This window comes from Burkholderia sp. FERM BP-3421 (assembly GCF_028657905.1).
In the GTDB taxonomy this organism is placed as follows: Bacteria; Pseudomonadota; Gammaproteobacteria; order Burkholderiales; family Burkholderiaceae; genus Burkholderia.
On sequence record NZ_CP117780.1, the window covers coordinates 204380 to 229017 of the forward strand.

Consider the following 24638-nt stretch of genomic DNA (forward strand, 5'->3'; position numbering starts at 1 on the left):
AAACAAGCTCACCATGCGTGCAACGACACCGCGCCACGACCTCCGCCACGAGGCCGTCCCGCGATCTTTCGAATCCGCCTTCCGCCGCGCGGGAGGGGCTCCACCGGCTGCCGCCGGTCAGGCGCCGACTCCTGCTTGGTCGACGGCAGTTTCGAAACCAGCCGGAGAGACACGGTCAACCCTCCAGCTGGAAATGGGGCGCAGGAAAACTGCGCGCGATAGTAGCCGGGGTTCTCCGGGATCTCGTCGACCACCACCTCGGCGGCCGACAGCGGCCGCTTCGCCTTGGTGGTCTCGCTCGAGATCGACGGATCGCCGTCGACGTAATTCATCAGCCAATCGTTGAGCCAGCGCTGTGTATCCTCGCGCGACTTGAACGAGCCGATCTTGTCGCGAACGATGCACTTCAGGTAATGCGCGAAGCGGCAGGTCGCGAAGATATACGGCAGCCGGGACGAGAGGTTGGCGTTCGCCGTGGCGTCGTCGTCCTCGTAGATCGACGGCCGGTGCACGGTCTTCGCGCCGATGAAGGCCGCGGTATCGGAATTCTTGCGGTACACGAGCGGCATCAGGCCGGATTCCGACAGTTCATGTTCGCGACGGTCCGAGATCGCGATTTCCGTCGGGCAATGCAGCTCGACCTCCTGGTCCTGCGACGGCAGCACGAACTTCGGCAGCACTTCCACCGCGCCGCCCGACTCGATGCCGCGGATCTTGGTGCACCAGCCGTAGGTCTTGAAGGCACGGGTGATGTTCGCGCCCATCGCATAGGCGGAATTCGCCCAGCAGAAATCCTCCGAGCGGTCCGGATCGACCTTTTCCTCGAAACCGAACTCCTCGATCGGCTGCGTCTTCGGCCCATAAGGCACGCGCGCCAGGAAGCGCGGCATGGTCAGCGCGAGATAGCGCGAATCGTTGCTCTCCCGCAGACGGCGCCAGAACGCGTACTCGGTCGACGTGAAAATCTTCGAGACGTCGCGCGGATTCGACAGTTCGTTCCAGTTGTCCATCTGCAGCAGCCCCGGCGCGGCCGCCGACACGAACGGCGCGTGGGCAGCCGCCGCGATCTTCGACATCTCGGTCAGGATCGACACGTCCTGCATGCTGTGGTCGAACTGGTAATCGCCGATCAGACAGCCGAACGGCTCGCCGCCGAACTGACCGTATTCCTGCTCGTAGATCATCTTGAAGATCGGACTCTGATCCCACACCACACCCTTGAAGCGGCGCAGCGTCTTGCCGAGGTCCGACTTCGAGATGTTCAGGTAGCGGATCTTGAGGTTCTCGCTGGTGTCGGTGTTCGATACCAGATAGTGCAGGCCGCGCCACGCGCCCTCGAGCGCCTGGAAGCGCTTGTTGTGCAGCACCTCAGTCAACTGCCCGGAGATCTTCTTGTCCAGTTCCGCGACCAGCTGCTCGATCGTCTGCGCGACATCCTCCCGGACCACGACCCGGTTGCGGCGCGCATACGTGAGCAGCGTCTCGACGGCGCTCTGGACCGCCTCGGCGGCCTCGTTGGTCCTGGGCCGGAACGAACGGCGCAGGATGTCCTTCAGGTCGTCGTCGACGCGTTCCTCGACGACGACGTGTTCGGCGGACGGTTCAAGCTGGCTGAGCGTGCTCATTTCACCTCCTGGTTCGATTCCGGATCGCCGGACGGCCCGGCAGTGGGCGCCGGTTCGGCAACGGCGGCCTCCTCGTCCGACCATTGCGGATTCTTGAGCAGCTCGTGGATCAGATCCTCGGCCGCGGCCTTGCCGTCCATGTAGGTCAGCAATTCCTTCAGACGATTGCGCGCTTCGAGCAGCGTGGACAGTTCCGGAATGCGCCGCACCACGTCGGCCGGCTCGAACGAATCCATCGACGTGAAGGTCAGGTCGATCGGAATCAGCGTGCCGTCGTTCGTCAGGACGTTCTTCACGTGATAGCTCAGCGACGGCGCGATCTTCGCCATGCGCTCGTCGAAATTCTCCACGTCGATTTCCGAGAACCGACGATCTTCGACCGGGCCGAGCGGCTCCACGTTGTCGCCCGACAGGTCCGCCATCACCCCTGCCACGAAGGGCAGCTCGACCTTCTTCTGCGACCCGTAGATCTCGACGTCGTACTCGATCTGCACCCGCGGGGCGCGGCTCTCCCCGATGAATTTCTGACCATCCTTGTGACGCACCATGCTATTCGCCCTCCTAAATTAAGAAATCCAATTACCTGGCCCCTGCCGGGCGCCCGAGCTGGGCTGCCAGTGCCGCCCCTTCCGGATAAAGCTCCGCCATGACCTCCTCGAAGCCCGCGCCCAGCATGCGCCGGACCCGCGACAGGAAGATCGGCGCCGGATGGCTCGGTTCGTGAAGCAGGAAGTATTCGACGATGCGATCGAGTGCCGCCTCCACGTCCTTTCTCGTTGCCAGACTGGATCGGATTCCATACGTTTCGCCATGGCGGACCGGCTCAACGACTGAGACTGATGGCTCATCGCTCGTGTCAGGCGGCTCATTCGTGTTGATTCGCGACAAAGCCTGACCCAGCAGCGTCAACACGCCCGTGACGTCGACCGGCTGCTCTGTGGCACCCATCGATTCATTTATCCTTACAAAGGAATCCTGAATTTGATGAAGAAAGCTTGATGCCGACGCCTTATGCGCGGAATCCTCGAGGATCGCACCGGCCTCTCCGTTCGCCAGTGCATTCAAAGAGATATCCGTCTCGCCGAAACAGGCACCGCCGAACTGATGCAGGAACTGATGACCCGAAATCCAACCCAGGTGCAATGCGTGAATTTCTCCGGGCACCTCACCCGCCAACGCGCGCGGATGAATCGCATCGACCGGCAGGCTCATGATGTCGGCCAGCACCCTGACGCTCTCGGCCAGCCCGGCGATGCCTCTTCTCGCCATGCACGCGCGGATGTACCAGATCGCCACGCGGATATCCTTCGCCCGCGCCAGCAGCCCCAGACAGGCTTTTTCGATCGACGTCCACTGAAACGCGCTCTCGCCTTTTCGCTGCGGTGCGCTTCCCACAGAGTCGTATTCCGAAATTGCCGCGTCGATTCGGATGAAATCTTGATCAAATTCCAGTTCATCCAATTCCTGCGCTGACCCCTCGCCATCATTTTTTATCATTTCGTTTATCGATTCAAAATCACAAACAATTTCAATTAAATAATAGATCAAGCAACATAAAATCTATGAACGATGACCCACAAAATTGGTGAAGTGACAGTTATCCATAAAGAAACTCTATCAATCATGGTTTCACGAAATGTAAAGATTCGGAGGGGCAGATGGCCCGGCAGAACCTCGTGGCATCACCAGCGATAACCGACTTGCGCCTTGAACGCGGTAGAGCCGCCTTGATTCGAAGCCGCCAATGCCGTGGCAACGTTCAGATGCATGTTCACCTGGTATGCAGCGCCGATACCTAGTGCACTCGCCGTTCCGTAAGTACCGACTGCCGCACCCACCCATTTCTCGCCGGCGGCGAGCATCGGAATGCTCGGCATTGCGAGTGCCGATGCGATCCCTCGATCCACGTATGCACGCGTCTCGCCTAGGCCACGATTGAACTGCTGGACACTTACGGCATCCGTTGGGCCAATGCCTTCCGCGAGGTTCGTAATGCGACGCTCCTCACCCGGCCGTCCGACAGATACCGTGTTCGGTTCGCTCGCGATCGACCGTGAACCAAGCGCCACCGACGTTCCCTGTGCGACTGCGCCTGCGCCAAGCGCAGTGGCGTCCTGGCCACTCGCGGTAGCGCCTGCACCTATCGCCATTGCACGTTCGCCAACCGCCGCTGCACGGGCCCCGTATACAGCATTCGAGTTGCCGCTGCTCCTCGCGAGTACACCCTCCACGGTTGTGTCATTGCCCAATGCCGAGGCGCCGAAACCCGACGCAATCGAGCCCTGGCCGCGCACCGACGAACCCGAGCCTTGTGCAATCGATCCGCTACCTTGCACGTTTGCCATGAAGCCATTCGCGACCGAGTCATTGCCGGTTATATTGGTCAGCGCACCGGCGGCCATGGAGCGGCTCCCAATCACTGTGCCGTTCGTACCCAGTGCGACCGACTGGGTTCCGGCTACGGATGAGTCTGTACCGACCGACATCGCACCGGGGCCGTTTGCATATGCACGCGTGCCGCCAGCGAACGAACCAACATCGGCAGCCCTAGCCTGAGCACCAAATGCGCTGGAGTCGATGCCCGATGCGAGCGACGACTGACCGTTAGCCGTGGCGTTCATGCCAGACGCGAGCGAGCTTTGACCGAAGGCAGCGGACATTGCACCCGTCGCCTTTGCACCCTGCCCATTGGCGGTCGAGTTCTTGCCGGACGCCACCGAATCATTACCCGCAGCGGTCGCGTTGTCGGCGATGGCCTGTGCGTTCTGGCCGTTCGCCGTCGAATTCACACCGGACGCCATCGCGTTGTTACCCGTCGCCGTTGTGTTCTTCTTGCTGGCCTGCGCATTCTGACCGAGGGCCGAAGCACCTTCGCCGGTGGCCTTTGCACTCTGCCCGGTCGCGATCGAGTTCAAACCGGACGCCATCGAATCATTACCCACCGCCGTCGCGTTGTCGGCGATGGCCTGTGCGTTCTGGCCGTTCGCAGTCGAATTCACACCGGACGCCATCGCGTTGTTACCCGTCGCGGTCGCGTTCTTCTTGCTGGCCTGCGCATTCTGACCGAGGGCCGAAGCACCTTCGCCCGTGGCCTTTGCACCCTGCCCGGTCGCGATCGAATTCAAACCGGACGCCATCGAATTACTACCCACCGCCGTCGCGTTGTCGGCGATGGCCTGTGCGTTCTGGCCGTTCGCCGTCGAATTCACACCGGACGCCATCGTGTTGTTACCCGTCGCGGTCGCGTTCTTCTTGCTGGCTTGCGCATTCTGACCGAGGGCCGAAGCACCTTCGCCCGTGGCCTTTGCACTCTGCCCGGTCGCGATCGAATTCAAACCGGACGCCACCGAATCATTACCCACCGCCGTCGCGTTGTCGGCGATGGCCTGTGCGTTCTGGCCGTTCGCCGTCGAATTCACACCGGACGCCATCGCGTTGTTACCCGTTGCGGTCGCGTTCTTCTTGCTGGCTTGCGCATTCTGACCGATGGCCGAAGCACCTTCGCCCGTGGCTTTTGCACTCTGCCCGGTCGCGATCGAATTCAAACCGGACGCCATCGAATTACTACCCACCGCCGTCGCGTTGTCGGCGATGGCCTGTGCGTTCTGGCCGTTCGCCGTCGAATTCACACCGGACGCCATCGTGTTGTTACCCGTCGCGGTCGCGTTCTTCTTGCTGGCTTGCGCATTCTGACCGAGGGCCGAAGCACCTTCGCCCGTGGCCTTTGCACTCTGCCCGGTCGCGATCGAATTCAAACCGGACGCCACCGAATCATTACCCAGCGCCGTCGCGTTGTCGGCGATGGCCTGTGCGTTCTGGCCGTTCGCCGTCGAATTCACACCGGACGCCATCGCGTTGTTACCCGTCGCGGTCGCGTTCTTCTTGCTGGCTTGCGCATTCTGACCGAGGGCCGAAGCACCTTCGCCCGTGGCCTTTGCACTCTGCCCGGTCGCGATCGAATTCAAACCGGACGCCACCGAATCATTACCCACCGCCGTCGCGTTGTCGGCGATGGCCTGTGCGTTCTGGCCGTTCGCCGTCGAATTCACACCGGACGCCATCGCGTTGTTACCCGTTGCGGTCGCGTTCTTCTTGCTGGCTTGCGCATTCTGACCGATGGCCGAAGCACCTTCGCCCGTGGCTTTTGCACTCTGCCCGGTCGCGATCGAGTTCAAACCGGACGCCACCGAATCATTACCCAGCGCCGTCGCGTTGTCGGCGATGGCCTGTGCGTTCTGGCCGTTCGCCGTCGAATTCACACCGGACGCCATCGCGTTGTTACCCGTTGCGGTCGCGTTCTTCTTGCTGGCCTGCGCATTCTGACCGAGGGCCGAAGCACCTTCGCCCGTGGCCTTTGCACTCTGCCCGGTCGCGATCGAGTTCAAACCGGACGCCACCGAATCATTACCCAGCGCCGTCGCGTTGTCGGCGATGGCCTGTGCGTTCTGGCCGTTCGCCGTCGAATTCACACCGGACGCCATCGCGTTGTTACCCGTTGCGGTCGCGTTCTTCTTGCTGGCCTGCGCATTCTGACCGAGGGCCGAAGCACCTTCGCCCGTGGCCTTTGCACTCTGCCCGGTCGCGATCGAGTTCAAACCGGACGCCACCGAATCATTACCCACCGCCGTCGCGTTGTCGGCGATGGCCTGTGCGTTCTGACCATTTGCAGTCGAATTCACACCGGACGCCATCGCGTTGTTACCCGTCGCCGTCGCGTTCTTCTTGCTGGCTTGCGCATTCTGACCGAGGGCCGAAGCACCTTCGCCCGTGGCCTTTGCACTCTGCCCGGTCGCGATCGAATTCAAACCGGACGCCACCGAATCATTACCCACCGCCGTCGCGTTGTCGGCGAGGGCCTGTGCGTTCTGGCCGTTCGCCGTCGAATTCACACCGGACGCCATCGCGTTGTTACCCGTTGCGGTCGCGTTCTTCTTGCTGGCCTGCGCATTCTGACCGAGGGCCGAAGCACCTTCGCCCGTGGCTTTTGCACTCTGCCCGGTCGCGATCGAGTTCAAACCGGACGCCACCGAATCATTACCCACCGCCGTCGCGTTGTCGGCGAGGGCCTGTGCGTTCTGACCGTTCGCAGTCGAATTCACACCGGACGCCATCGCGTTGTTACCCGTTGCAGTCGCGTTCTTCTTGCTGGCCTGCGCATTCTGACCGAGGGCCGAAGCACCTTCGCCCGTGGCCTTTGCATTCTGACCATTCGCCGTCGAATTCACGCCGGACGCTATCGAATTGTTACCCGTAGCCGTTGCGTTCTTCTCGGTGGCCTGCGCATTCTGACCGATCGCAGAAGAACCCTCGCCCTTGGCCAGTGCATTCTGACCGTTCGCCGTCGAATTCACGCCGGACGCTATCGCGTTGTTACCCACAGCAGTCGTGTTCTTCTCCGTGGCCTGCGCATTCTGACCGATCGCAGAAGAACCCTCGCCCTTGGCCAGTGCATTCTGACCGTTCGCCGTCGAATTCACACCGGACGCTATCGCGTTGTTACCCACAGCAGTCGTGTTCTTCTCGGTGGCCTGCGCATTCTGGCCGATGGCCGAAGAACCTTCACCTGGTGCTGTCGAATTTTTACCCAGAGAAAATCGGACGACACCTGACGATTCGGTTGGGCACCCAACACCGACCAAGCAGGTAATCGCTCCTAGCCCACTCGTGACCATATTTTTCACATTTTCGAATGAGCCCTTGAGCCCGACGATCTCCTTCTTCTGCTCTTCGACAGATAAGGTCAGCGCGTTTTCCGTTCCTTGTGGATCGCTAGCTTGAGATGCGTCTGACATCAGGCCCGGGTGATCATTCGCAAAAGCAATACCACTCGCCGATACCAGCGCCACGGCCAGCGCGATACGATGCAACTTCATTCTTGCTTCCTCTTTAGGACTATTGATCGCTTAAGAACCCGTCGATCGAATGAGTTTCGGGTCGACCAGATCGACGCGATATCGAATTGAAACGACTCCCCGACAGTGCGGTCAGCCTCTCCCATGGGATCTAGTGCTGGCTGCAGACACGGCGATATCTCCTCGCAAGTTAACTTCCACCCCTTCTCAGACCCGCGCGGTCAAACATGGCCATCATCTCGGGGAAGGCCGAGGCATGAGCTTGAGTGCTGCGCGAAATTGGTTGGTGCCAATCACAAGTATTTCGACCGGCAATAGACGCCGGGGCGGAAGAAGAATTGTCGCGACGAAGCAGGATTGTGGTAATGGTTAGAATCCTGAATTTATTAATAGGAATATTCCTAAAATCTATGTCGGAAAATTCTTATTGTTAAGTTATGTATTGATATTGTATCGATTTGCATGCCGAAATTTTTACAACAGAAAGTTCAAATACAGTACGCATTACCAAATAAGACTGATAGCCTCTAAGCCACCGCCAGAGAAAATTCGACCTAGACCTCCATCGCGCTCCTTCCAAAAAGCTATCAATGCCTGATCACAAAACATGTGCAGCATCTGATTGTTTTCAGGAAACCAATATAAACAAACTACACGCAAGAGCGCCACGATCCCTCATCAGTGACGCTGATACCTGAGCTAGGCAATATCCATGGATACAACGACACCGCATTCGTCTCAACGCATTCGGGTAATCGTCGCGGACGATCATCCCGTTGTCCTTATGGGAATCCGCAAGGCACTGGAGGCAGATGCGAACATCGCCCTCATCGCGGCCGTAGGCAATCTTGGCGAGTTGCATGCAGTACTTGAGGCCCATGTGTGTGACGTCCTCGTATGCGACTACTCTTTCAACGACGACATTGCACAAGACGGCATGCGACTGATCGCTCGTCTAAAGCGCACCTATCCCGGCCTGCGCATCATGATGCTGACCGTTCACGACGATCCACTGCTGGTGCGTCGACTTCTTGCAATCGGCGTCGGCGGCTTCATCTCGAAGGCCAGCTCCGCCCTCATGTCACTCGTCTCCGCAATTCGCACGGTTCATCAGGGTGATCTGTACATCGACCCGAAAGTCGCGCAGATGCTGATGTCCGAGCACATCAAATCAATCTCGAATCGGGATACGCAGGGAGAAAAGACCCTCACCAATCGAGAGTACGAAGCTGTTCGGCTGATCTCACAGGGCCTGACAATCAGCGAGATCGCCCGTCAGACATGTCGCAGTGTGAAGACCATAAGCACACAAAAAGCATCGGCCATGAAGAAGCTCGGGGTACGCAACGACATTGATCTTGTGATCACCTTCCGCAGCCTGTCCGAGGACGACGCTGCATGATCACGAAAGTCGCAAAAGTACTTAATTTACTGTCGAAGATCCTGAAAAAAAGATGGCTTCGCACCACGCGCAGCGGCTTCCAGTTTGCTGCGGACGGTTATGCACGAGCTATCCTATTCGCTGGCTCTTCTCTCCTGACAGTCGCGCTTTTTTCTACCACGGCGTTACTTGTCCTGCGCAATTTCGACAGCTACCTATCGAGCCAGGCCGAACTGCTCGATGATCAGATCAACGCGGTCAATGTGTCGCTCGCACACATCGCATCACAGGCCGACTACTCGATCGGCTTGTATGAAACACTTTTGAACGTGGAATTGGGAAGCAATCTACGCAGGTTTGGACCTAGCGACCGCAAAAGGCATTCCGACTATCTACGGCAGTTTGACATCGCCGAGCGCGACTGTCCTCTAGTCGTCTATCATTCGCCCTCGCGTCGAGGTAGGGGCAAGCACGACCACCTACCCTGCTCGTCGCGTCTCCTGCGTAACTTCTGGTTCTGGGTCATGGACGCCCCAGACCCGCTGAGTCATCCAAACTACGTCAGCTATATCTTCGGTGCCAACGGAAATTACCTTGCAGAACTAGGCAAAGTGATCCGAAGCAATCCGAAGGACATCGATGCGTACATTGCTGATCGGATCCATCCCATATTCGAATCGCTGCGCGCCAACCCGCCGAAACGCCATAATCATCAGAAAGGATGGTGGCTGCCGCTGCACTACGATCGCGCACTACAGCAGCAAGCACTGAGCTACGTTTTGCCGGTTGTACACCAGGGCAAGGTGATCGCCATCTACGCATTGAGCATTCCTCGATCGACGATATACAGTCGTGTGCTTAAACATAAGCGGCTACATCATTATTGCCTTGTCAACGGTACCGACGTGCTCGCCTACCCACCCGAGGAAACTCGCCAATGCGAGGCGCATGCACTGGCTATCGCACGCAACCGTGGGGACCATGCCCATACGTCCAACGGAGGCTGGATACGAATCGGTTCGACATTTTATCTGTTGAAAGAGGCTATCGACCGGAAGTGGATTTGGGTGTACACAATCGACCCAGCGCTTTCCGTCAAGGGGCAATTGCTGGACGCGCTTGTCGTAATCAGCGGACTTGTCGCAATTCTCACCTTACTGTGGATGATGACCTTCTGGTTCGACAGCCGGGTTCTGATGCCGATTGCAATACAAATCCGCGAGGGTCGCGAGAACGAACAATTCACCCGCGCGATGGTCGATCTGCTGCCGTTCGGCGTATCTGTTCACGACCGGAAGTTCGGCGCCGTTGTAATGATGAATGGTGCTGCCCGTGCCTACGCCTGCGAGCACGCAAAGCTATTCCTGCTTCTCCATTCACGCCTACCCAACAACGATTCGGTCGAGGTGACCCCGTTACGGATAGAACACGAGATCACGGCGGGGGGCGAATCGATCCACCTCGAAGTCATGGGTCTTGGCACAAGATACATGGGACGTGACGTCGTGCTCTGCACGACGCACGATCAAACTGCACGTGTTCGCTCCGAACAGTATCTGCTCGCGGCGAAGCAAGCGGCGGATGAAGCAAGCCGTGCGAAGAGTGCTTTCCTTGCAGCAATGAGCCATCAAATTCGCACGCCTCTCCACGGCGCGCTCGGGAATCTCGAATTGCTAGGCAATCGAAGGCTCAGCGCCGACCAGCGTGAACTTGTGGATGTGATCCAGCGTTCGTTCGGTTCGCTCCTTGCACGCGTCGACAACGTGCTCGATCAGTCAAAGCTTGAAGCGAATCAATGGCGGGTCACAACGTCAATGCTCAATCTCGGAGAACTCGTCGAACAATGCATCCAGGCATTGTTACCTCTTATCAGGCGCCCAGGCGTACGCATCGACTACCGAATTGGCGCCGGGCTGGATTCGATATGCGGAGACGCCACAATACTGCGGCAGGTGCTCATGAATCTGCTCCACAACGCAGGAAAGTTCACTCATCGGGGTGCAATCGTTGTGACCGCGCGTCTATGCGAGGGCGCAACCTCCAAACATGACGTCGAGATCATTGTTGCCGACTCGGGCACCGGCATCCCCCCGGAGCAAATGCAACGGCTTTTTGAGCCTTTCACGCAGTTGACACATGCCGGGGCGGATTTGCACACAATCGGCGTCTACGGTTCGGGGCTGGGGCTTGCGCTCTGTAAAAGCTTCTGCGACTTAATGGGTGGAAGCATTCATGTCCACAGTACGCTCGGCGAAGGCAGTCGCTTTTCGTTTCGAGTGCCGTATGCGGGAGGCAACGAGTCCTCACGTCACGACAACGCGCGACTGCGTGGAACGACATGCTTGGTTTGCGTCGAGCGTGCCGACTGGCCGAATGATCTGCCGCGCTGGCTTCTTGGAGAAGGTGCTCAGCTGTCGCGCTGCTCTTCGCAGGAAGTTTCCGAAGCGTCCACTGACCATGTGGTTATATTGGTAGTAGGCATGCAAGCACCTGCACGACAGCGACTTGCGAAGATAGCTCGTTCCGCGCGCGGCATCGTCGTGGTTGCGGACGATGGACCTCTACGCCCCGTGCGTCGTGGTTGCGCGTGGTTCGTGTCTTCATATTCGAAAGTCGCATGTATCGATGCGGTACTCCTTGCAGCGGGGGGGAATGTCGAAGATGAGGGTGCCGCCACCGCCGCTCATTTCTGGACCACGAGCCCTCCGCCGAATGCGCTCAGAATGAGCCGCCGGATACTAGTCGTCGACGACGACGAAATCAGCCGCCAGTTGATTGCGCAGCAACTCAGGCAACTCGGCGTTGCATGCGTCGACGAATCAGCAGATGGTGACGATGCATTCGATCGGACGTTGTCACACAAATACGACCTGATTTTCACCGATCTCAGGATGAGCCGCGTGAACGGCGACACGTTTGTGCGGATACTTCGCGAGGCCAACATAGCAACGCCGGTCGTACTGGTCACTGCAAACATCGAATGGCGCAACGTCGCAGACGACGATCACACCGGATTTGCGGCGATACTAGTCAAGCCAGTGACACTTGCGGACATCGGGCGCGTGCTGGAAGAAAACATGTCCGGTATTGTCCGCTTGCTGAGCGACCCTCATCCACGGCTCGACTATTCCCGCGACCCGAAACTGGAAGAGATCGTAATCGAATTGGTCAGCGCGGATCTTGCACTCGGGCGCGCCGCGACTGCCAATCATGACGCGGAGTTGCTCGCCCGAGTCACACACAAGATTGCCGGCGCGCTACTCATGGTTGGCGAAGAGGGTCTCGGCGCACGCGCTCGGGCACTAGAAAAGGCTTGTGCGGGCGGCTATGACAAAAAACTCGAGGGTCAGTTTGAAGCGCTTGACAGATGTGTCGACGAGTGGCTCGATGGGCTGCGTACTGGAGAAAAAGGTATGCCGCACGCCTGGACCATCGAGTATGCGATCTAGACTGCCCAGCAATGATCCGGTTGATAGAGGATTCGACGAATCCGGTCGAGATTCCCCGGCCAGTATGCGGTCGTGTGCGGTCATCAATCGGAAAATCGCGATTAGCCAATAGATACATGACCACGTTCATGCGTTTGTGACGTGCCTGCCTGATCTGACGGCTCGAATACGGAACGCGTTACTCGCACCGGTCAAGGAGCCGATAGAGTTTCTCCACGAGCGCTTGCCAGCCTGCGGCAACACTGGTCCAGAGGAAGCTGCGTTCGCCGACCCGAGCGTGGTCTTCAATTCAGCGCAATGACTGTCGTGGAGGCGGCGAAGTACACCGCAGCCTTGCGCGAAGTGCAGAAGCGTGTGATTTGCACGACAACATATTCCTGCTGGATACAGTTGATCAGCAACTTCCCTCCGTCTCGTAGACAGGAAAGAAACGTTGTGCAATCACTTCCCAGGCTTTTCAACGGCTACCATGGCTAACAAAAAATTATCTCAATGAAAGTCGCCATGACGCTCGGCCTGCGCGGCCCGACCTCGCTTTACCGACGTCAAGTTCAAGGAACCCTCCATCATGACGAGATAGGCGAGACAGCACAGCACCGTCATATTCTTCGTCACTGGGCCGAACGGATGAAAAATGAACGTCGGAATACACACAGCAATAGCGATCGAATAGAAGACAACAACCACGAACTGCAATTGCCAGATTCTTCGAGATGGAAAGAAGCACGACACCACACCCATGGCCAGATCGAGAAAACACGCGGCTACAAATGCGGGAACGGCGTTGTGCGTAAGCCCAACCTGTCGCAGCCATTCCAGCGATTGCGCGTGCGGAAAGATGAACCATGAAGTGAATGCGGTCCATATCCATATGAAGGCCATTGTCATCCGCATGGCCCAATACAGCCGAACAAGATTTTTCCCGGGATCGCTCGGGTTTCGATGATGCTCAGGATTCTTGATCGGTTCGTCAACCGTTTCTCCCCGTGTCGACCTGCTCGATGTATGACGAGGCGAATTCATAGCGCGGGCTTGAACACCATCAACCAATACACGATGACGAGCGCACTGAATGCCGGAACGCCAAGCCAGAACCAGGCGCGCGCGTATTGCCAGTACTGTCGAGGGAGCGTGGTGCATTCGGCATCGGCGATCCGCGCGATATCGCGCATTCTCATCTGCAGCCACACCACCGGAAGCCAGCAGCACCCTGCGAGCAGGTACAGGCAGATTGCATAGAAGATCCAGCCGCTACCGATCGCATAGCCGGCAGGCCAAGCGAGCCCCAAGCCGGTGAGCGGCTGAAGGATGACGGCAGGGGTCGTGAAGATCCAGTCGGCTAGCACCGTGCGTTCGGTCACAATGCGGATCGCCCTGACGTCTCCGCTGCGGTCCGTTATCCACTTGAAGAATGCGATGCCGATTCCCGTGCCGAACAGCACAGTCGAACTGAGGATATGGACGCATTTGAGGATGAGATAGGTGTTCATGCGGGCACTTCGTGAATGTCGAATTCCCTCAGCGCGGCGAGATAGTCTTCAACAGTCAGCAGGCCAACGCACTGCATCGCGCCGCTGGGCAAGATGTCTCCTCGCGCCAGCTTCTGCGCGAGAGCGATGGCGGCCCCGCACGGAATATACGGGCCGTGGTTGTTCGCAGCGACGAGATGCCAGTCGAGTTTTTGCGGCCTACCGTCATGACCCGCTCCTTCCAGCGAGACGAACATTGCGCCTTTGTCGCTGACGAACGGCTCCAGCCAGCGGCTTATCGCATGTAAAGGCGCCGCGAGCGGCAGGATGCTGGAAATCAGGCCCAGGCGCACCAGCTGCGAAGCCATCCACACCACAAGGTGCCCCGGTGCACTGGCGAAGCCGGCATGAAACGTAACAGTGCGCACATCCGGATAACGACGCGGGAACACGACCAGATCGGGGACATCGCAACTGCCGAGAAAGCGCTTGCCAACAGGAGCGGGAAAAGGATAGCGCTGCAAATCGAGCCAGCCGCGAGTGGTTTGCCAGCGCCCCTCCACCAACCGGTGAATCGGCTTTCCGCAATACCCAAAGACGCCTTTCATCGTGGCAAGCCCTGGAGATCTTGCACCGGAACCGATGCCGTGACGAATGGAATCAAGACGGGAGAACCGGCTCAGATAGCGATCGACCACGGCTGACGAAAGTGCTGGCAGCGAGCTCGCACCGCTTGTCACGAATACGCCGCGTTCGCGAGCCGCCGTGTCCAGTTGTTCGATGCCGACGACAAAATCGCGGCCGTCCGCCAAATCGATGTAGTTTGCACCGGCAGCAATCGCCGAACGCGCCACCGTGTAGTCTTGGTTCTGAAAAGGACCGGCCGTGTGAATCACGGAGTTGACGCCGAGTGCGAGAAATTGCTCCGCGAGATCCGCCTTGCGTGCGTCGATGGCCAAGCCCTGAGAGGACTTCAAACCGAGCTGTTCAGCGACCGCCCTGGCTCGGGCAGCATTGCGTCCGCCGATCAGCAGGCGGATACCCTCGGTCTGCGCGAGGGCCTCACAGATGCGTTCGCCAAAAAAGCCATAACCGCCGATAACGAGAATGGTATGCATGTTCTTGTGCTGTAGTTTGCTTCCCGGCGCGCTCACGGGACGACAACCTGGCCGTTGGGGCTTTGGCGCAAATAGCTGTCCTGATCGAGACGTTTCTTATAAATACGGATATCCCAGCGGTTGGCAAGGATAGCATTCCAGACGACGGGTGCGGTGGTACCCCTGAGCCCGAGAGCGGAGGCGTAAAACTGGCCTTTGAGAATGCGATGAGTTCGCCTCCAATGACCGCGTTGGGCTGGCGCGACAACGCGCTGCGCTCAAACAGCATGGGCTGCATTCGCGCGTGGAGTTATCGCGACGCCAGCGTTCGACGCGACAGAGCGCGATATGGAAGTCCCGCTTCAGCGGGGCATCGAGATAAATGAGCGTCTTGAGATGAGTCCGGCTTAATTCTCTCCGCAGTGCGGAGAAAATCGGCTCATCGGGAACAACCTCAGCCACGCGCAGACAGTGTCGCATGCTGCTTGCTCCAGCCGCGCCCATATTCGGCCGTGAGCCGCTGCGCCGGCGCGGCAACGATCTGCTCGCCCGATCCCCTCGCAGCACGCGTTCTGCAGGCGCCGGCCGATCTGCCAGTACCGCCAGGTCAGCTCGCCATTGACCGCGGTGGCAGCCCGTCTCGTTACGGCTACCATGAAGATTCGAATCAATTTCTCGTGAACTCTCATGCCGCAGGCCGGATGCTTTGCTCCAGTATTGGGCTTGCCTCACCCGACATCATGTCGAGTCGGCTTTCGTTCGAGGGCATGGAATTGCCCACCGTTGAGATTTCACCAACCTCGTCGAGCCGATAACCGTGCGTATACACGGCACTCAACCGGAATCCATTTTCCGGACGAAGTGCTAATTTCAGTCGAAGTCGATAGATGTGGGTATCCAGACTCCTTGATGTTCCGTCCAGGGCTCTGCCCCAAGCGAGCGTTGCCAGCAGATCTCGAGAAACGATATTCCCAAGGTTGTCGAACAAGCAATTTGCCAAAGCGAATTCTTTCGCTGTCAAATCGATGATCTCGCCGCGAAACGTCACAGTTCGCGCCATCGAATTTAAAACGTAATCACCGACCCGAATCAAACCGGATCGATTCTGGGTGCGCTTATTTCGGCGTATCAGCGCATTAATCCGCGCTGCAAGTTCAGCGCCACGAATCGGCTTGACAATATAGTCATCCGCCCCCGCCTCCAGCGCTGCGACGACGTCAATCTCCAATATCCGGGCCGTCAGGAACAATACGATTGGTTCATCGCCGAGATTGCTACGAATCCAATACAACACGCCCAAACCGTCTACTACTGGCAATCGCCAGTCAAGCACCACGAGCTCAATCGCCTTGCTTTTGAGCGCTTGCACGGCGCGTTCACCATCGCATACCCAGCAAACCTCACGACCCGCCTCTCGTAACGCTTTCTCAACAATTGAAGCTTGAGCCGGATCATCTTCCACTAATAATATACTCATCGCGTCACCACACGTTTATATTCCGCCATTTCGAGTTCGCAGATATTTCGGCAAAAATTCCTCACCAATTGAAACTCGATTAATCCCGCCATCGACTCAAGCGTGCGCACCGAGATCGCATGATCCTGGCCCCGACAATCCAGGAAGCGATCAACGAATTCAGATTCGGCATATTTAATGCCACCTTCAATTTTTTAATTGTTATTAAAATCTGAAAATCCGATTCAATATGCCCGCAACCTCGGCGGATTTTATATGCCAACCACCTCCTTGAAAATAAATCAACCATTTATCGGCATTGAAGCCACATTCTCTTCAACCCACCACCCCTATTCATTGCGGTCAGATAGATATATCCAAGGCAGCGCAAATTCAGTCATTTTTTTCGATGACGCCGCCGCCTTCGGCAAGCTGCGAGCCACCGCATCGCAAAGTGCTTCGATATAGGCCAGGATCGTTGCGTTCGAGCACGCGGTCAGCTGTCGGTTGGCGTTGATGCACAAGGAAACGTCAGCAATTCCGGCCAAAGGCGATGCAGGGCTGTCGGTCAGGGCAAGAAGCCGCGCCCCTTGCTCATGCGCCCGTTTAGCCAGTGCGATCGTGTCGCGCACATATCGGGGAAAAGCGATCGCAATAACCAGATCCCGCGATGTGACATTGAAGAGGTGACGCGCGGCATGTTCCGGCCCGCCCGCCATCGACAGGGCCTGCACGTTATTCCGATAAGGATTCAGCCCGTGTTCCATCAGGTTCGCGAGATAGCCGCTGGACCCGTAACCGAGAATAAATACCCGGTCAGCTTCCACGATTTCCTTCACGGCTTCCTCGGACGCCTGATGATCCAGTCCGCGCAAGCACATGTCGATATTCTGAGCCTCACGGGCAAGAGCCTCGCCAAGCGCCTGCCGGACGGGCGTTTGCGATTCAAGAGCACTGCGCAAGCGCTCGACGGGTGCGAAGACTGCTTCAAGGTCAGGCACCAGACTTGCCCTGAAATGCGGATAGCCGTCGAAGCCTAGTGCGCGCGCAAAACGGTTGGCGGTGGCGACAGACACATCAACAGCCTCTGCAAATTCGTCAATCCGCATGGTGGCGGCATGGAGAAGATTCGTCCTCACGAATTCCGCGACGCGCCGATGTGCTGGCGTGAGCATCGGCATCATGCGGGCAATCCGCGCGTCGACCGACTCGTCACAAGACGGCTCGTTCGAATCGACTGGAACAGGGGCCATATCCACTGGGGCACGCTCGCATCAGGTATGTAAACCAATTTACAGGGAATTATATGTTGTAAATTGGTTTACGCAACCGGGGAAAAACGAGAAAGTTCTTGTCTGACATTAAGGGCAGCCAAATTTCAGGAGTGGCGATCCAAAGCACTCCCAACGTCTTCCGCCACGGATGCCTGGCAGCGATCAAGCGTCGCGCCTGTGCGCAACGCAGCCTTGAAGGCAATTTTCAGCGCCTCGTCCGGATCGCTCGACGTGATGTGATCAATCGGCCTGACCTCGGGAACGACGCCGCCGCGGTTCGTCCAGTGCCGCGTCTCGTTCAACGCGTGTTCAGCGAAATCCTGCTTGAGATCCGGTTGCAGAATCCCATCGCGTTCGGAACGGGCGCGGCGCTTGTCCGGATCGCGCAGTTGCGCATCGCCTGCCTCACCCGGAGGCAATCTGAAACGACACGACTTCGCCGAGCCGACCGACCCGCGCCTCGGATTCGGCCGCGACGCGCGACCGGCTCGTGACCGCTTGTGCCGGCACGGCCCGCATCGCGTCACGCGGACGCCGGCCGCCGACGCCCTTGCTCCCCGGCCGTCAAACGAAAGGCGCCCGCGCTGAAGTCCGGCCCCGCCCCCGGCAGGCGAATTCAGGCCGTCGCCGCCTCGACCGCGACATAGTCCGCGATGTTGAAGAACCGAGCTTCGTTCAACAGGTCCGTCCCGGGAAAGCCCTCGGGATGGATGCGGCCGTAAATCGCGTCGCGCGGGCTCAATCCCGCGAGGCACATCCCGAGCACGAACTCGTCGAACGGCGCCATGAACTGCCGCGACACGCAGTGCATGCCCCAAATGAACACCGCCGGCACTTGCTCGGAACGGGTCCAGCGGCCCGGGTCGGCAATCGCGTCGTCCAGCAGGCCCACGGCCCACGGACTGTGCCCGTCCACGACGAGGAAGCCGTGCTTCGCGTGCGGCTTCCAGCGCGCGATGAAGTCGATCAGATCGGCGGCCGCGACATAGCCCGGCACGAGCCCTTCGGCATCGCTGAACGCGACGCGGAACGCGCGCTTGATCTCGTCGAGCGGAATTCGTCCGACACCGTCAGTTGTCCCGGATAGTAGTGCTCGATGACGCTGCGCAGATTCTTCCGGTCGACCTGCCGCAGGAGCGTTCAAGGATCGCGTCGGCAGCATCGCCGCGACGCACGTCGAGCCGCCGGTTGTGGACCAGGAACATGAACGTATGCAGCAGATCGCTCAACCGCGCCGCGCGGCAGACGCCGTCCGGCCCCTTCACGGTCAGACCGCTCGCGGCCACCGCTTCGTCGTAGCGATCGGGCTGCGAAATGTCGGCGTCGATCACGCGCACCTGCACGCCCGGCACGCTGCCCAGCGCCGACAGCGTATCCGCGGCGCGGCTGCGCGCCGATTCGTTGTAGTCCGCGCCGACCACGATGAGCGGATAATCGGCGAGATGCCGGCCGCGCCGCGTCGAATGTATGACGTACTGCGCGAGGCACAGCAGCGCGCTGCCGTCGCCGCAGCCCATGTCGGAGAGGCCCGCCGGCTGTTGATCGAGCGGCGTCTCGTCGAACAGGCGGCACATGATCTTCGTCGAGATTTCCCTGGACGCCGGGCCCGACCCCGCGCCGCTCGATGCGTAGACGTTCATCACGCGCTCGACGTCGAGCGGATCGGGGTTCCGAACAGCAATTCGTCGAGCAGCGCGTAGGTGCGCAGGTACGATGCGGCGAGCCCCGCGTACGGCGCGGCGATCGGCCGATGGATGCGACCGGCTTCGTTGAGCCGCGCGCGCGGCCGCCTGATCCACGTCCGCGACGCCCGTGCTGCCCATCAGCGCCCACGCCGCGTTCAACACGAAGTGCTCACGAGAAGTTGACTGGGAAACGGGGGTGATTCGGCGGCGCAGGCGGCGATATTCGCGGCATGGCCACTCACGGCATTCGAATTCCGCGATGACCGCCGCGTCGGACGATCCATCGAAAATCCTCGAATTGAAACTCCGACATCATCAATTCATTATTTGGAATTAAAATCAAAATCCTTACAATCACATTTCACCAGCTCAGTACGCGCCATACCAAATGCAAATCCCATAAAAATAAATCACCTCCAGATGCCATCCTTTTCAATAATTGCGCCCAAAGTATTCTGCACAAAGCACATTATGATTCTATTTTCTTAAACAATTTCATGCATCATAAGATGAAAATGAAATTTTCTATCGAATCATTAAAATTACACTCTATCAATGCACTTTTATTTTCACCAATAGAACAACAAATCGGCATTTTTGTGATTAACACCAATTCCCGCTATTGACCCGTTATCCGATTGAATGACGCGTCCTGGCGGGTCATTAACTTGAGCGGCGCGCCGATGCAATTTCGTTGAGCGCAACGTCGGCGACCTTGTTCCCCGTCAATTCACGCGCGCCGCGTCGACCTCGATCACCGACCGATTTCCGTCCAGGTGCCGCGATGTGTCCGCCCAGGTCGGAAACCGCCGCGCGCTCCGCCCAAGAAGCAACGCTTGCCTTGCGAAGGAGAAAGCCCGTCGCGACGCCAGCGCCTGCGCGAACCCGAGACGGCGTGTGCGATCGCGTCTGCCCGCGTCCGGGGCGAATGGCGAGCGCAAAATGTCGGGCATGGGGTCAGGGCGAGACAACCGCGCTCCACCGCGCACGCGCGTCGGCCAGACGCATTGGGGAAGGCCCGGCCCGGATGGTCGCTACTCCTATGGCACAATCGGCGATATCATGCGTTGCACGCCCCCGAGGGACGGCAAAGCCCCCGGAGCGAATCAGCGCCGCTTGACCGCCGAGGCCACGGCGCCAAGGCCGGGTCGGCTTCCCGACGCATGGGCTGTCGTTGACCATGACGCATGCCGGCGCAATTCCGACGGGGGAGCCCGCGCTGCATGTATCCCCGAGCGGGCCGCGCCCATTGCGCCGCAAGCGGCGCCTGCCGGGCACGATGCTCCCTGCTCGACGCGTCACAGCGTATCGATCACCACTGAGAGAACCTCTACATTCCGACATGCCCTGCCCTGCACGGCCTGGATTTGATGTCGCGGTAAGGAAAAATTTTTGTACAAAGGCCTCATGAAACAAGGGAAACCCAAACTTACCCGCCAGGACGCCGAGCGTCTTTTTGCCGGTCTGCCGGGAGAGAACACGAGCAGGCCGAGCAGCCGGCCGGCCAATCCGTTCGACGGCAACCCGTTCGACGCGGCCCGGCCCGCGGAAAAGGAAATCAAGCTCTGGAAGGACAACCTCGTCACGCTGCCGATCGCGATCGTGTTGCCCGCCGGCTACGCATCCCTGCCCCAGCTGCGCGAGGCGATGGCGCGCGCGTGGGGCGTCAGGTGGGTGAGGGAAACGAGCCGCGAGGTCGTCGCGGAGTTTCCCGAAGGATGGAAGGCCATTCGTCCCGCCACGGGCCCCATTGAACTACGCGACCCGTCGAACGTGGTGCGCGCGGTATACGGCTGGGCCGAGGACGCTGAACTCCGGCTGTTGCCGCGCTACCTGGTCGAGACGCAGTCGAACAGTTCGACCGGGATGGGCAGCCTGCTGGTTCGCGATCGCGCCAACGGACAGATCCTCGAGCGCGCCTCGAACTGGTCGTCATTGACCGGCACCAATCATCCGGACTGGGCCCGGCTGTCGGGGTGGATCAACTTGCACTACCCGCAGCATCAGGATCCGCTGCGCTACTGGGAAGATTGCGAGCTGAACGTCAGCAAGACCGGCGCCTAGCCCGGGAAATAGCTCGCCCGCGCTGCGGCCGAATCGCCGCCGGACCCGGGTCGAATCCGGCGCTCGGTTCCAGCGGTGACGCTGGCCGCTCATGGTCGACAACCGCGACAGCGGCACGCATTCCGATTGCGGGTTGCCGACGCGCCATGACGCGAACGCGAATCATTCGGCGCTCAATCCCGGCGTGTCGTCGAGCGACAGTGCGACCTACCCGCCGCGCGGCGCATCGCACGCCTGCGTGTCGTGCAGCGTCACGTCGCGCTCGTTGAACCGGCCGGCACGATTGAGCGGGTACAACGCATCGCGCCGGCCGAGCCGGTTCTGTTGCGGATCCGGACGAATGGGCGTGCGTCGCGCCAGGCACGCGCATATCGCCGCGTGGACACCGTTTCGGCATGCTCACTTTCAGAGCGCGCCGCAAGCGGCTCAACCGAGATTCGCCCAACGACAACCGGGATTCGTCCCGGCTCAACCCCGCGACCCAATCACCGACATCATATTTCTCAGCGTATTGTCGCGTTTGACGAAATGGTGCCACAAGGCAGCACTCACGTGTATTGTCAGAAGTCCATAGAAAATACACGCCAGCGCCACATGAACGCGAATCAACTGGCGGACGAGGTCGGCATCCTGCTTGACCAGAATTGGCAATTCATAACCCAGCAGCGGCACCGGAATCGCCATGCCCTTCGCGTTGACTATCGCCCATCCGATCAACGGCTGAGCGATCATGAAGATGTAAATCACAATATAGACCGCGCATGCAAAATATCGACCGATATCAAATTTTCCCGATGCAACAGGCTTTGCGACACGGCGTCTTGCAAGGATGCGAGGCACGATCAAGGCGAATCCTGCCATGCCCGCCGCTACGTGCAACACCATGATGGGATACGCCACCATTGATGGCGCGCCTTGACTCCATCTGAAATATTCCCCGGAAAGCGCGACCATCAATAGCAATATCGCATTTATCCAATGGATTAATACAAAATACCCCCTGCGCGGCCCGACCTCGATCGCCAACGCCCCACCTCTCATCGCATCCATTGTAATTTTCCCGCAAGCGCCACAAAATATTAAATTCGAATATCCAACAGGCTTGTAAAGCGTATTTTCAATACCAGTAGTAACGCAGGCCGCTCATGATCGAGAACCGCGACAGCTGCACGAATTCCGATTGCGGATTGCCGACGTTCCATTGCGCGAACGCGAACCATTCGGTGCTCAACCCCAGCTTGTAGTTGAGCGACAGCGCGACATTCCCGCCGCGCGGCGCATCGAACGCCTGCGTGTAGCGCAGCGTCACGTCGAGCTTGTTGAACAGGTCGGTGCGGTTGAGCTGGTACAACGCATAGCGCCGGCCGAACAGGTTCTGCTGCAGATTGAGCGCCTGCCCGAGCAGGCCCGCCGCGGCGGGATTACCCGTCGCGAGCGCGGCGTTGCCCGCGCGGATCGCCTGCTGGTACGCCTGCCGCTCGCCGCTCGTATAGCCGTCGCCGTTGTAGAGCAGCTCCAGCGTCTGCGTCCACCCGGAGGCGAGCGTATAGCTCGCGCCGAGCAGCGCGCTCGCCCGCACCCCACCCGCCCCGGTCTGGTTCTGCACGAATCCCCAGCCGCCCGGCGCGCCCGGTTGCGGGACGGCGAACAGCGCATTGTTGCCCTGTCCGAGCGAACCGTCCGCGTAAAGCAGCAGCGCATTCGATGCCGTCCACGTGCCATACGCGCCGAGCCGGTTCACGCCGTTGTCGCGATGCGAGACCAGCACGCTCGCCTGCGCCGCCTCGCCCGTCCAGTTCAGTTTCAGCGCGCCGACCGGCGAGAAATACGGCTTCGCCGCATCGCGCGTGTCGACGTGGAAATTGCGGATGCCTTCGATGCTCCAGGCCGGCGCGAGCTGTGCCGTCACCCTCACGAAATCCCGGCCCAGCAATTCCCGCACGGGATCGGTCTTGCCGGTTTCGGCGAAGAACGGATTGCTCGGCGACAGCAGGATCGCGCTGCCCCACAGCAGCACGCCGCGCCCGGCCTCCGCGTTGACCGAACCCGACACGCGGCACGACAGGCGCCCCTCGTTCAGATAGGCCTCGGCGGACCCATAGCCGGCCGACGCGGGCGTCCCGCTCTGCCATACGAAGAACCCGCGCGGCTTCAGCTGCAGGAAGCACGGCTTGGCCTTGAAGGTCAGGTCCAGGCGCGGATCGATCTCGGCCCGGCTCTCCGAGATGGCCGCGACGCGGTTGCCCGGATTGACGAGCGACGCGTGGTTCAGCACGGTTTGCGTGCCGTAGCCGAGCACCTGCAGATTGGACTGGAACGACAGCCAGTCCGCCGCGCCGCCGCCGCTGTCGCCGTCGGCCCGGGCGGGGGCCGCCGCGCCCAATGCGAGCAGCCACGCGGCGGCCAGCAGGCCGCGCGCCGCGCGCCCCGGCCCGCGCCGGAGCCGCCTCAACCCGGACGGATGCATGGTCAAACCCGACCTCCGCCGTCAGGGCCGATTGAGCGCATCGATGCTGAAGGTATCCGCGTCGAACCGCTTCGTCCTGACCTCGCGATACTGCAGCACCGAGTAATTCGACTTCTCGATCGTGTCCTGGATGGTCATCTTGCTGACGAAGGTCTGGGGCTTGCCGTCGATGTCGAGCCGATTGTCCATTTCGAACGCGGCGGTCTTGAAGAGCTTGCCGGACACGGTGTAGAACTCCGCCTTCAGCGGCACGAGCCGCGCGACGGACACGTAGTAGACGATCCGGTCGTAGGTGACGAACTTGCTTTTCGCGACCAGGTTGATCACATAGGCGTCCTCGCCGTTCACCTGCTCGGTGCGCAGGATCGTCGCGTCGTAGTCCTTCGCGTAATTGGTCGACGCGATGTCGCCGTTCGATGCGGGGCCGACCATCTTCTGCCGCGCGGAGATCGACACCGGCTTGGTCAGGCTGGGCTTGCCGAACCACATGCTGCGGCCGTTCTGCAGCAGCCGGCTGCCCGCATCGCGCGGCGGGTAGGTCGATTCCGCGAGGCTGTCGTCGTCGCTCGCGCGCACCGCGTAGCTGCGCTTGTCGATCGGGCTGCCGCCGTCCTGGCCGGTGATGTCGAGCTGCCACTCGACGCCGCTCAGGCCGCCGCCGCGCGCGCGATCGCTCGCCGCGACGATGCGGGTGGCGTCCTGCGCCGCCGGCGGCGTGGCCGCGAGCGCTGCGTGGACGACGATCAGCGAGGCCGCGAGGGCGACCCAGTGTTTCAGACCTTGCATGATGAATCCTCGAAAGTAAGCGATGAGCGTGAA

Annotated in this window: 15 protein-coding genes and 2 pseudogenes; 3 read left to right on the forward strand and 14 right to left on the reverse strand. The window is 59.7% G+C overall.

The features are described from left to right. Nucleotides 1-128: 128 nt before the first annotated feature. The 4 genes and pseudogenes from tssC to Bsp3421_RS01885 form a co-directional block, all read right to left on the reverse strand. Nucleotides 129-1625 (reverse strand): annotated as a pseudogene (gene tssC / locus Bsp3421_RS01870) (type VI secretion system contractile sheath large subunit); the annotation flags it as partial. After that, nucleotides 1622-2173 (reverse strand): type VI secretion system contractile sheath small subunit, encoded by a 552-nt coding sequence (tssB, locus tag Bsp3421_RS01875; RefSeq protein WP_337995248.1) that lies wholly within the window; start codon nt 2171-2173, stop codon nt 1622-1624. The gene tssB and the pseudogene tssC, both read right to left, overlap by 4 nt. Nucleotides 2174-2204: 31 nt before the next feature. Then, nucleotides 2205-3122, reverse strand: a complete 918-nt coding sequence (locus Bsp3421_RS01880; RefSeq protein ID WP_337995255.1) for a type VI secretion system protein TssA — start codon at nt 3120-3122, stop codon at nt 2205-2207. A 185-nt stretch (nt 3123-3307) separates the two neighbouring features. Next, on the reverse strand, nt 3308-7498 hold the full coding sequence (locus Bsp3421_RS01885; RefSeq protein WP_273995539.1) for a beta strand repeat-containing protein: 4191 nt from the start codon (nt 7496-7498) through the stop codon (nt 3308-3310). A 691-nt stretch (nt 7499-8189) separates the two neighbouring features. Between Bsp3421_RS01885 and Bsp3421_RS01890 the strand changes: the two genes are divergently transcribed. After that, nucleotides 8190-8879 carry a response regulator transcription factor gene (locus tag Bsp3421_RS01890; RefSeq protein WP_273995540.1) on the forward strand — a complete coding sequence of 230 codons (690 nt, stop codon included), beginning with the start codon at nt 8190-8192 and terminating at the stop codon, nt 8877-8879. After that, entirely contained in the window at nt 8876-12307 is a 3432-nt protein-coding gene (locus tag Bsp3421_RS01895; RefSeq protein ID WP_273995542.1) for a hybrid sensor histidine kinase/response regulator, read from the forward strand. The genes Bsp3421_RS01890 and Bsp3421_RS01895 overlap by 4 nt, the downstream gene beginning before the upstream one ends. Before the next feature lie 489 nt (nt 12308-12796). Here the strand turns inward: Bsp3421_RS01895 and Bsp3421_RS34205 are convergent, their stop codons facing one another. From Bsp3421_RS34205 to Bsp3421_RS01935, 7 genes and pseudogenes are all read right to left on the reverse strand, one after another. Then, nucleotides 12797-13330 (reverse strand): DoxX-like family protein, encoded by a 534-nt coding sequence (locus Bsp3421_RS34205; protein ID WP_443111416.1) that lies wholly within the window; start codon nt 13328-13330, stop codon nt 12797-12799. Continuing rightward, nucleotides 13327-13797 (reverse strand): DUF2269 family protein, encoded by a 471-nt coding sequence (locus Bsp3421_RS01905; RefSeq protein WP_273995544.1) that lies wholly within the window; start codon nt 13795-13797, stop codon nt 13327-13329. Before Bsp3421_RS01905 ends, Bsp3421_RS34205 begins: the two co-directional genes overlap by 4 nt. After that, nucleotides 13794-14894: a saccharopine dehydrogenase NADP-binding domain-containing protein gene (locus Bsp3421_RS01910; protein WP_273995546.1), complete on the reverse strand. Its 1101-nt coding sequence runs from the start codon at nt 14892-14894 to the stop codon at nt 13794-13796. Before Bsp3421_RS01910 ends, Bsp3421_RS01905 begins: the two co-directional genes overlap by 4 nt. 664 nt (nt 14895-15558) lie before the next feature. Beyond that, nucleotides 15559-16335 carry a response regulator transcription factor gene (locus Bsp3421_RS01920; protein ID WP_273995548.1) on the reverse strand — a complete coding sequence of 259 codons (777 nt, stop codon included), beginning with the start codon at nt 16333-16335 and terminating at the stop codon, nt 15559-15561. Between the two features lie 344 nt (nt 16336-16679). Then, nucleotides 16680-17582 (reverse strand): MurR/RpiR family transcriptional regulator, encoded by a 903-nt coding sequence (locus tag Bsp3421_RS01925; protein ID WP_273995550.1) that lies wholly within the window; start codon nt 17580-17582, stop codon nt 16680-16682. 125 nt (nt 17583-17707) lie between these two features. Next, nucleotides 17708-18022 carry a hypothetical protein gene (locus Bsp3421_RS01930; RefSeq protein ID WP_273995552.1) on the reverse strand — a complete coding sequence of 105 codons (315 nt, stop codon included), beginning with the start codon at nt 18020-18022 and terminating at the stop codon, nt 17708-17710. A 197-nt stretch (nt 18023-18219) separates the two neighbouring features. After that, nucleotides 18220-19459 (reverse strand): annotated as a pseudogene (locus Bsp3421_RS01935) (AprA-related methyltransferase); the annotation flags it as partial. Nucleotides 19460-20695: 1236 nt separating this feature from the next. Between Bsp3421_RS01935 and Bsp3421_RS01940 the strand changes: the two are divergent. Beyond that, nucleotides 20696-21352: a hypothetical protein gene (locus tag Bsp3421_RS01940; RefSeq protein WP_273995553.1), complete on the forward strand. Its 657-nt coding sequence runs from the start codon at nt 20696-20698 to the stop codon at nt 21350-21352. Between the two features lie 468 nt (nt 21353-21820). On the opposite strand, the gene Bsp3421_RS01945 is transcribed toward Bsp3421_RS01940, so the two are convergent. The 3 genes from Bsp3421_RS01945 to Bsp3421_RS01955 all read right to left on the reverse strand — a co-directional run bounded on the left by Bsp3421_RS01945 (nt 21821) and on the right by Bsp3421_RS01955 (nt 24605). Beyond that, nucleotides 21821-22402, reverse strand: a complete 582-nt coding sequence (locus Bsp3421_RS01945; protein WP_273995554.1) for a cytochrome b — start codon at nt 22400-22402, stop codon at nt 21821-21823. Between the two features lie 67 nt (nt 22403-22469). After that, nucleotides 22470-23825, reverse strand: coding sequence for a hypothetical protein (locus Bsp3421_RS01950; protein WP_273995556.1), 1356 nt, complete (start codon nt 23823-23825; stop codon nt 22470-22472). Nucleotides 23826-23840: 15 nt separating this feature from the next. Next, the gene (locus tag Bsp3421_RS01955) at nt 23841-24605 is read right to left on the reverse strand and encodes an outer membrane lipoprotein-sorting protein (protein ID WP_273995557.1); all 765 of its coding nucleotides are present in this window, start codon (nt 24603-24605) and stop codon (nt 23841-23843) included. Nucleotides 24606-24638 lie beyond the last annotated feature (33 nt).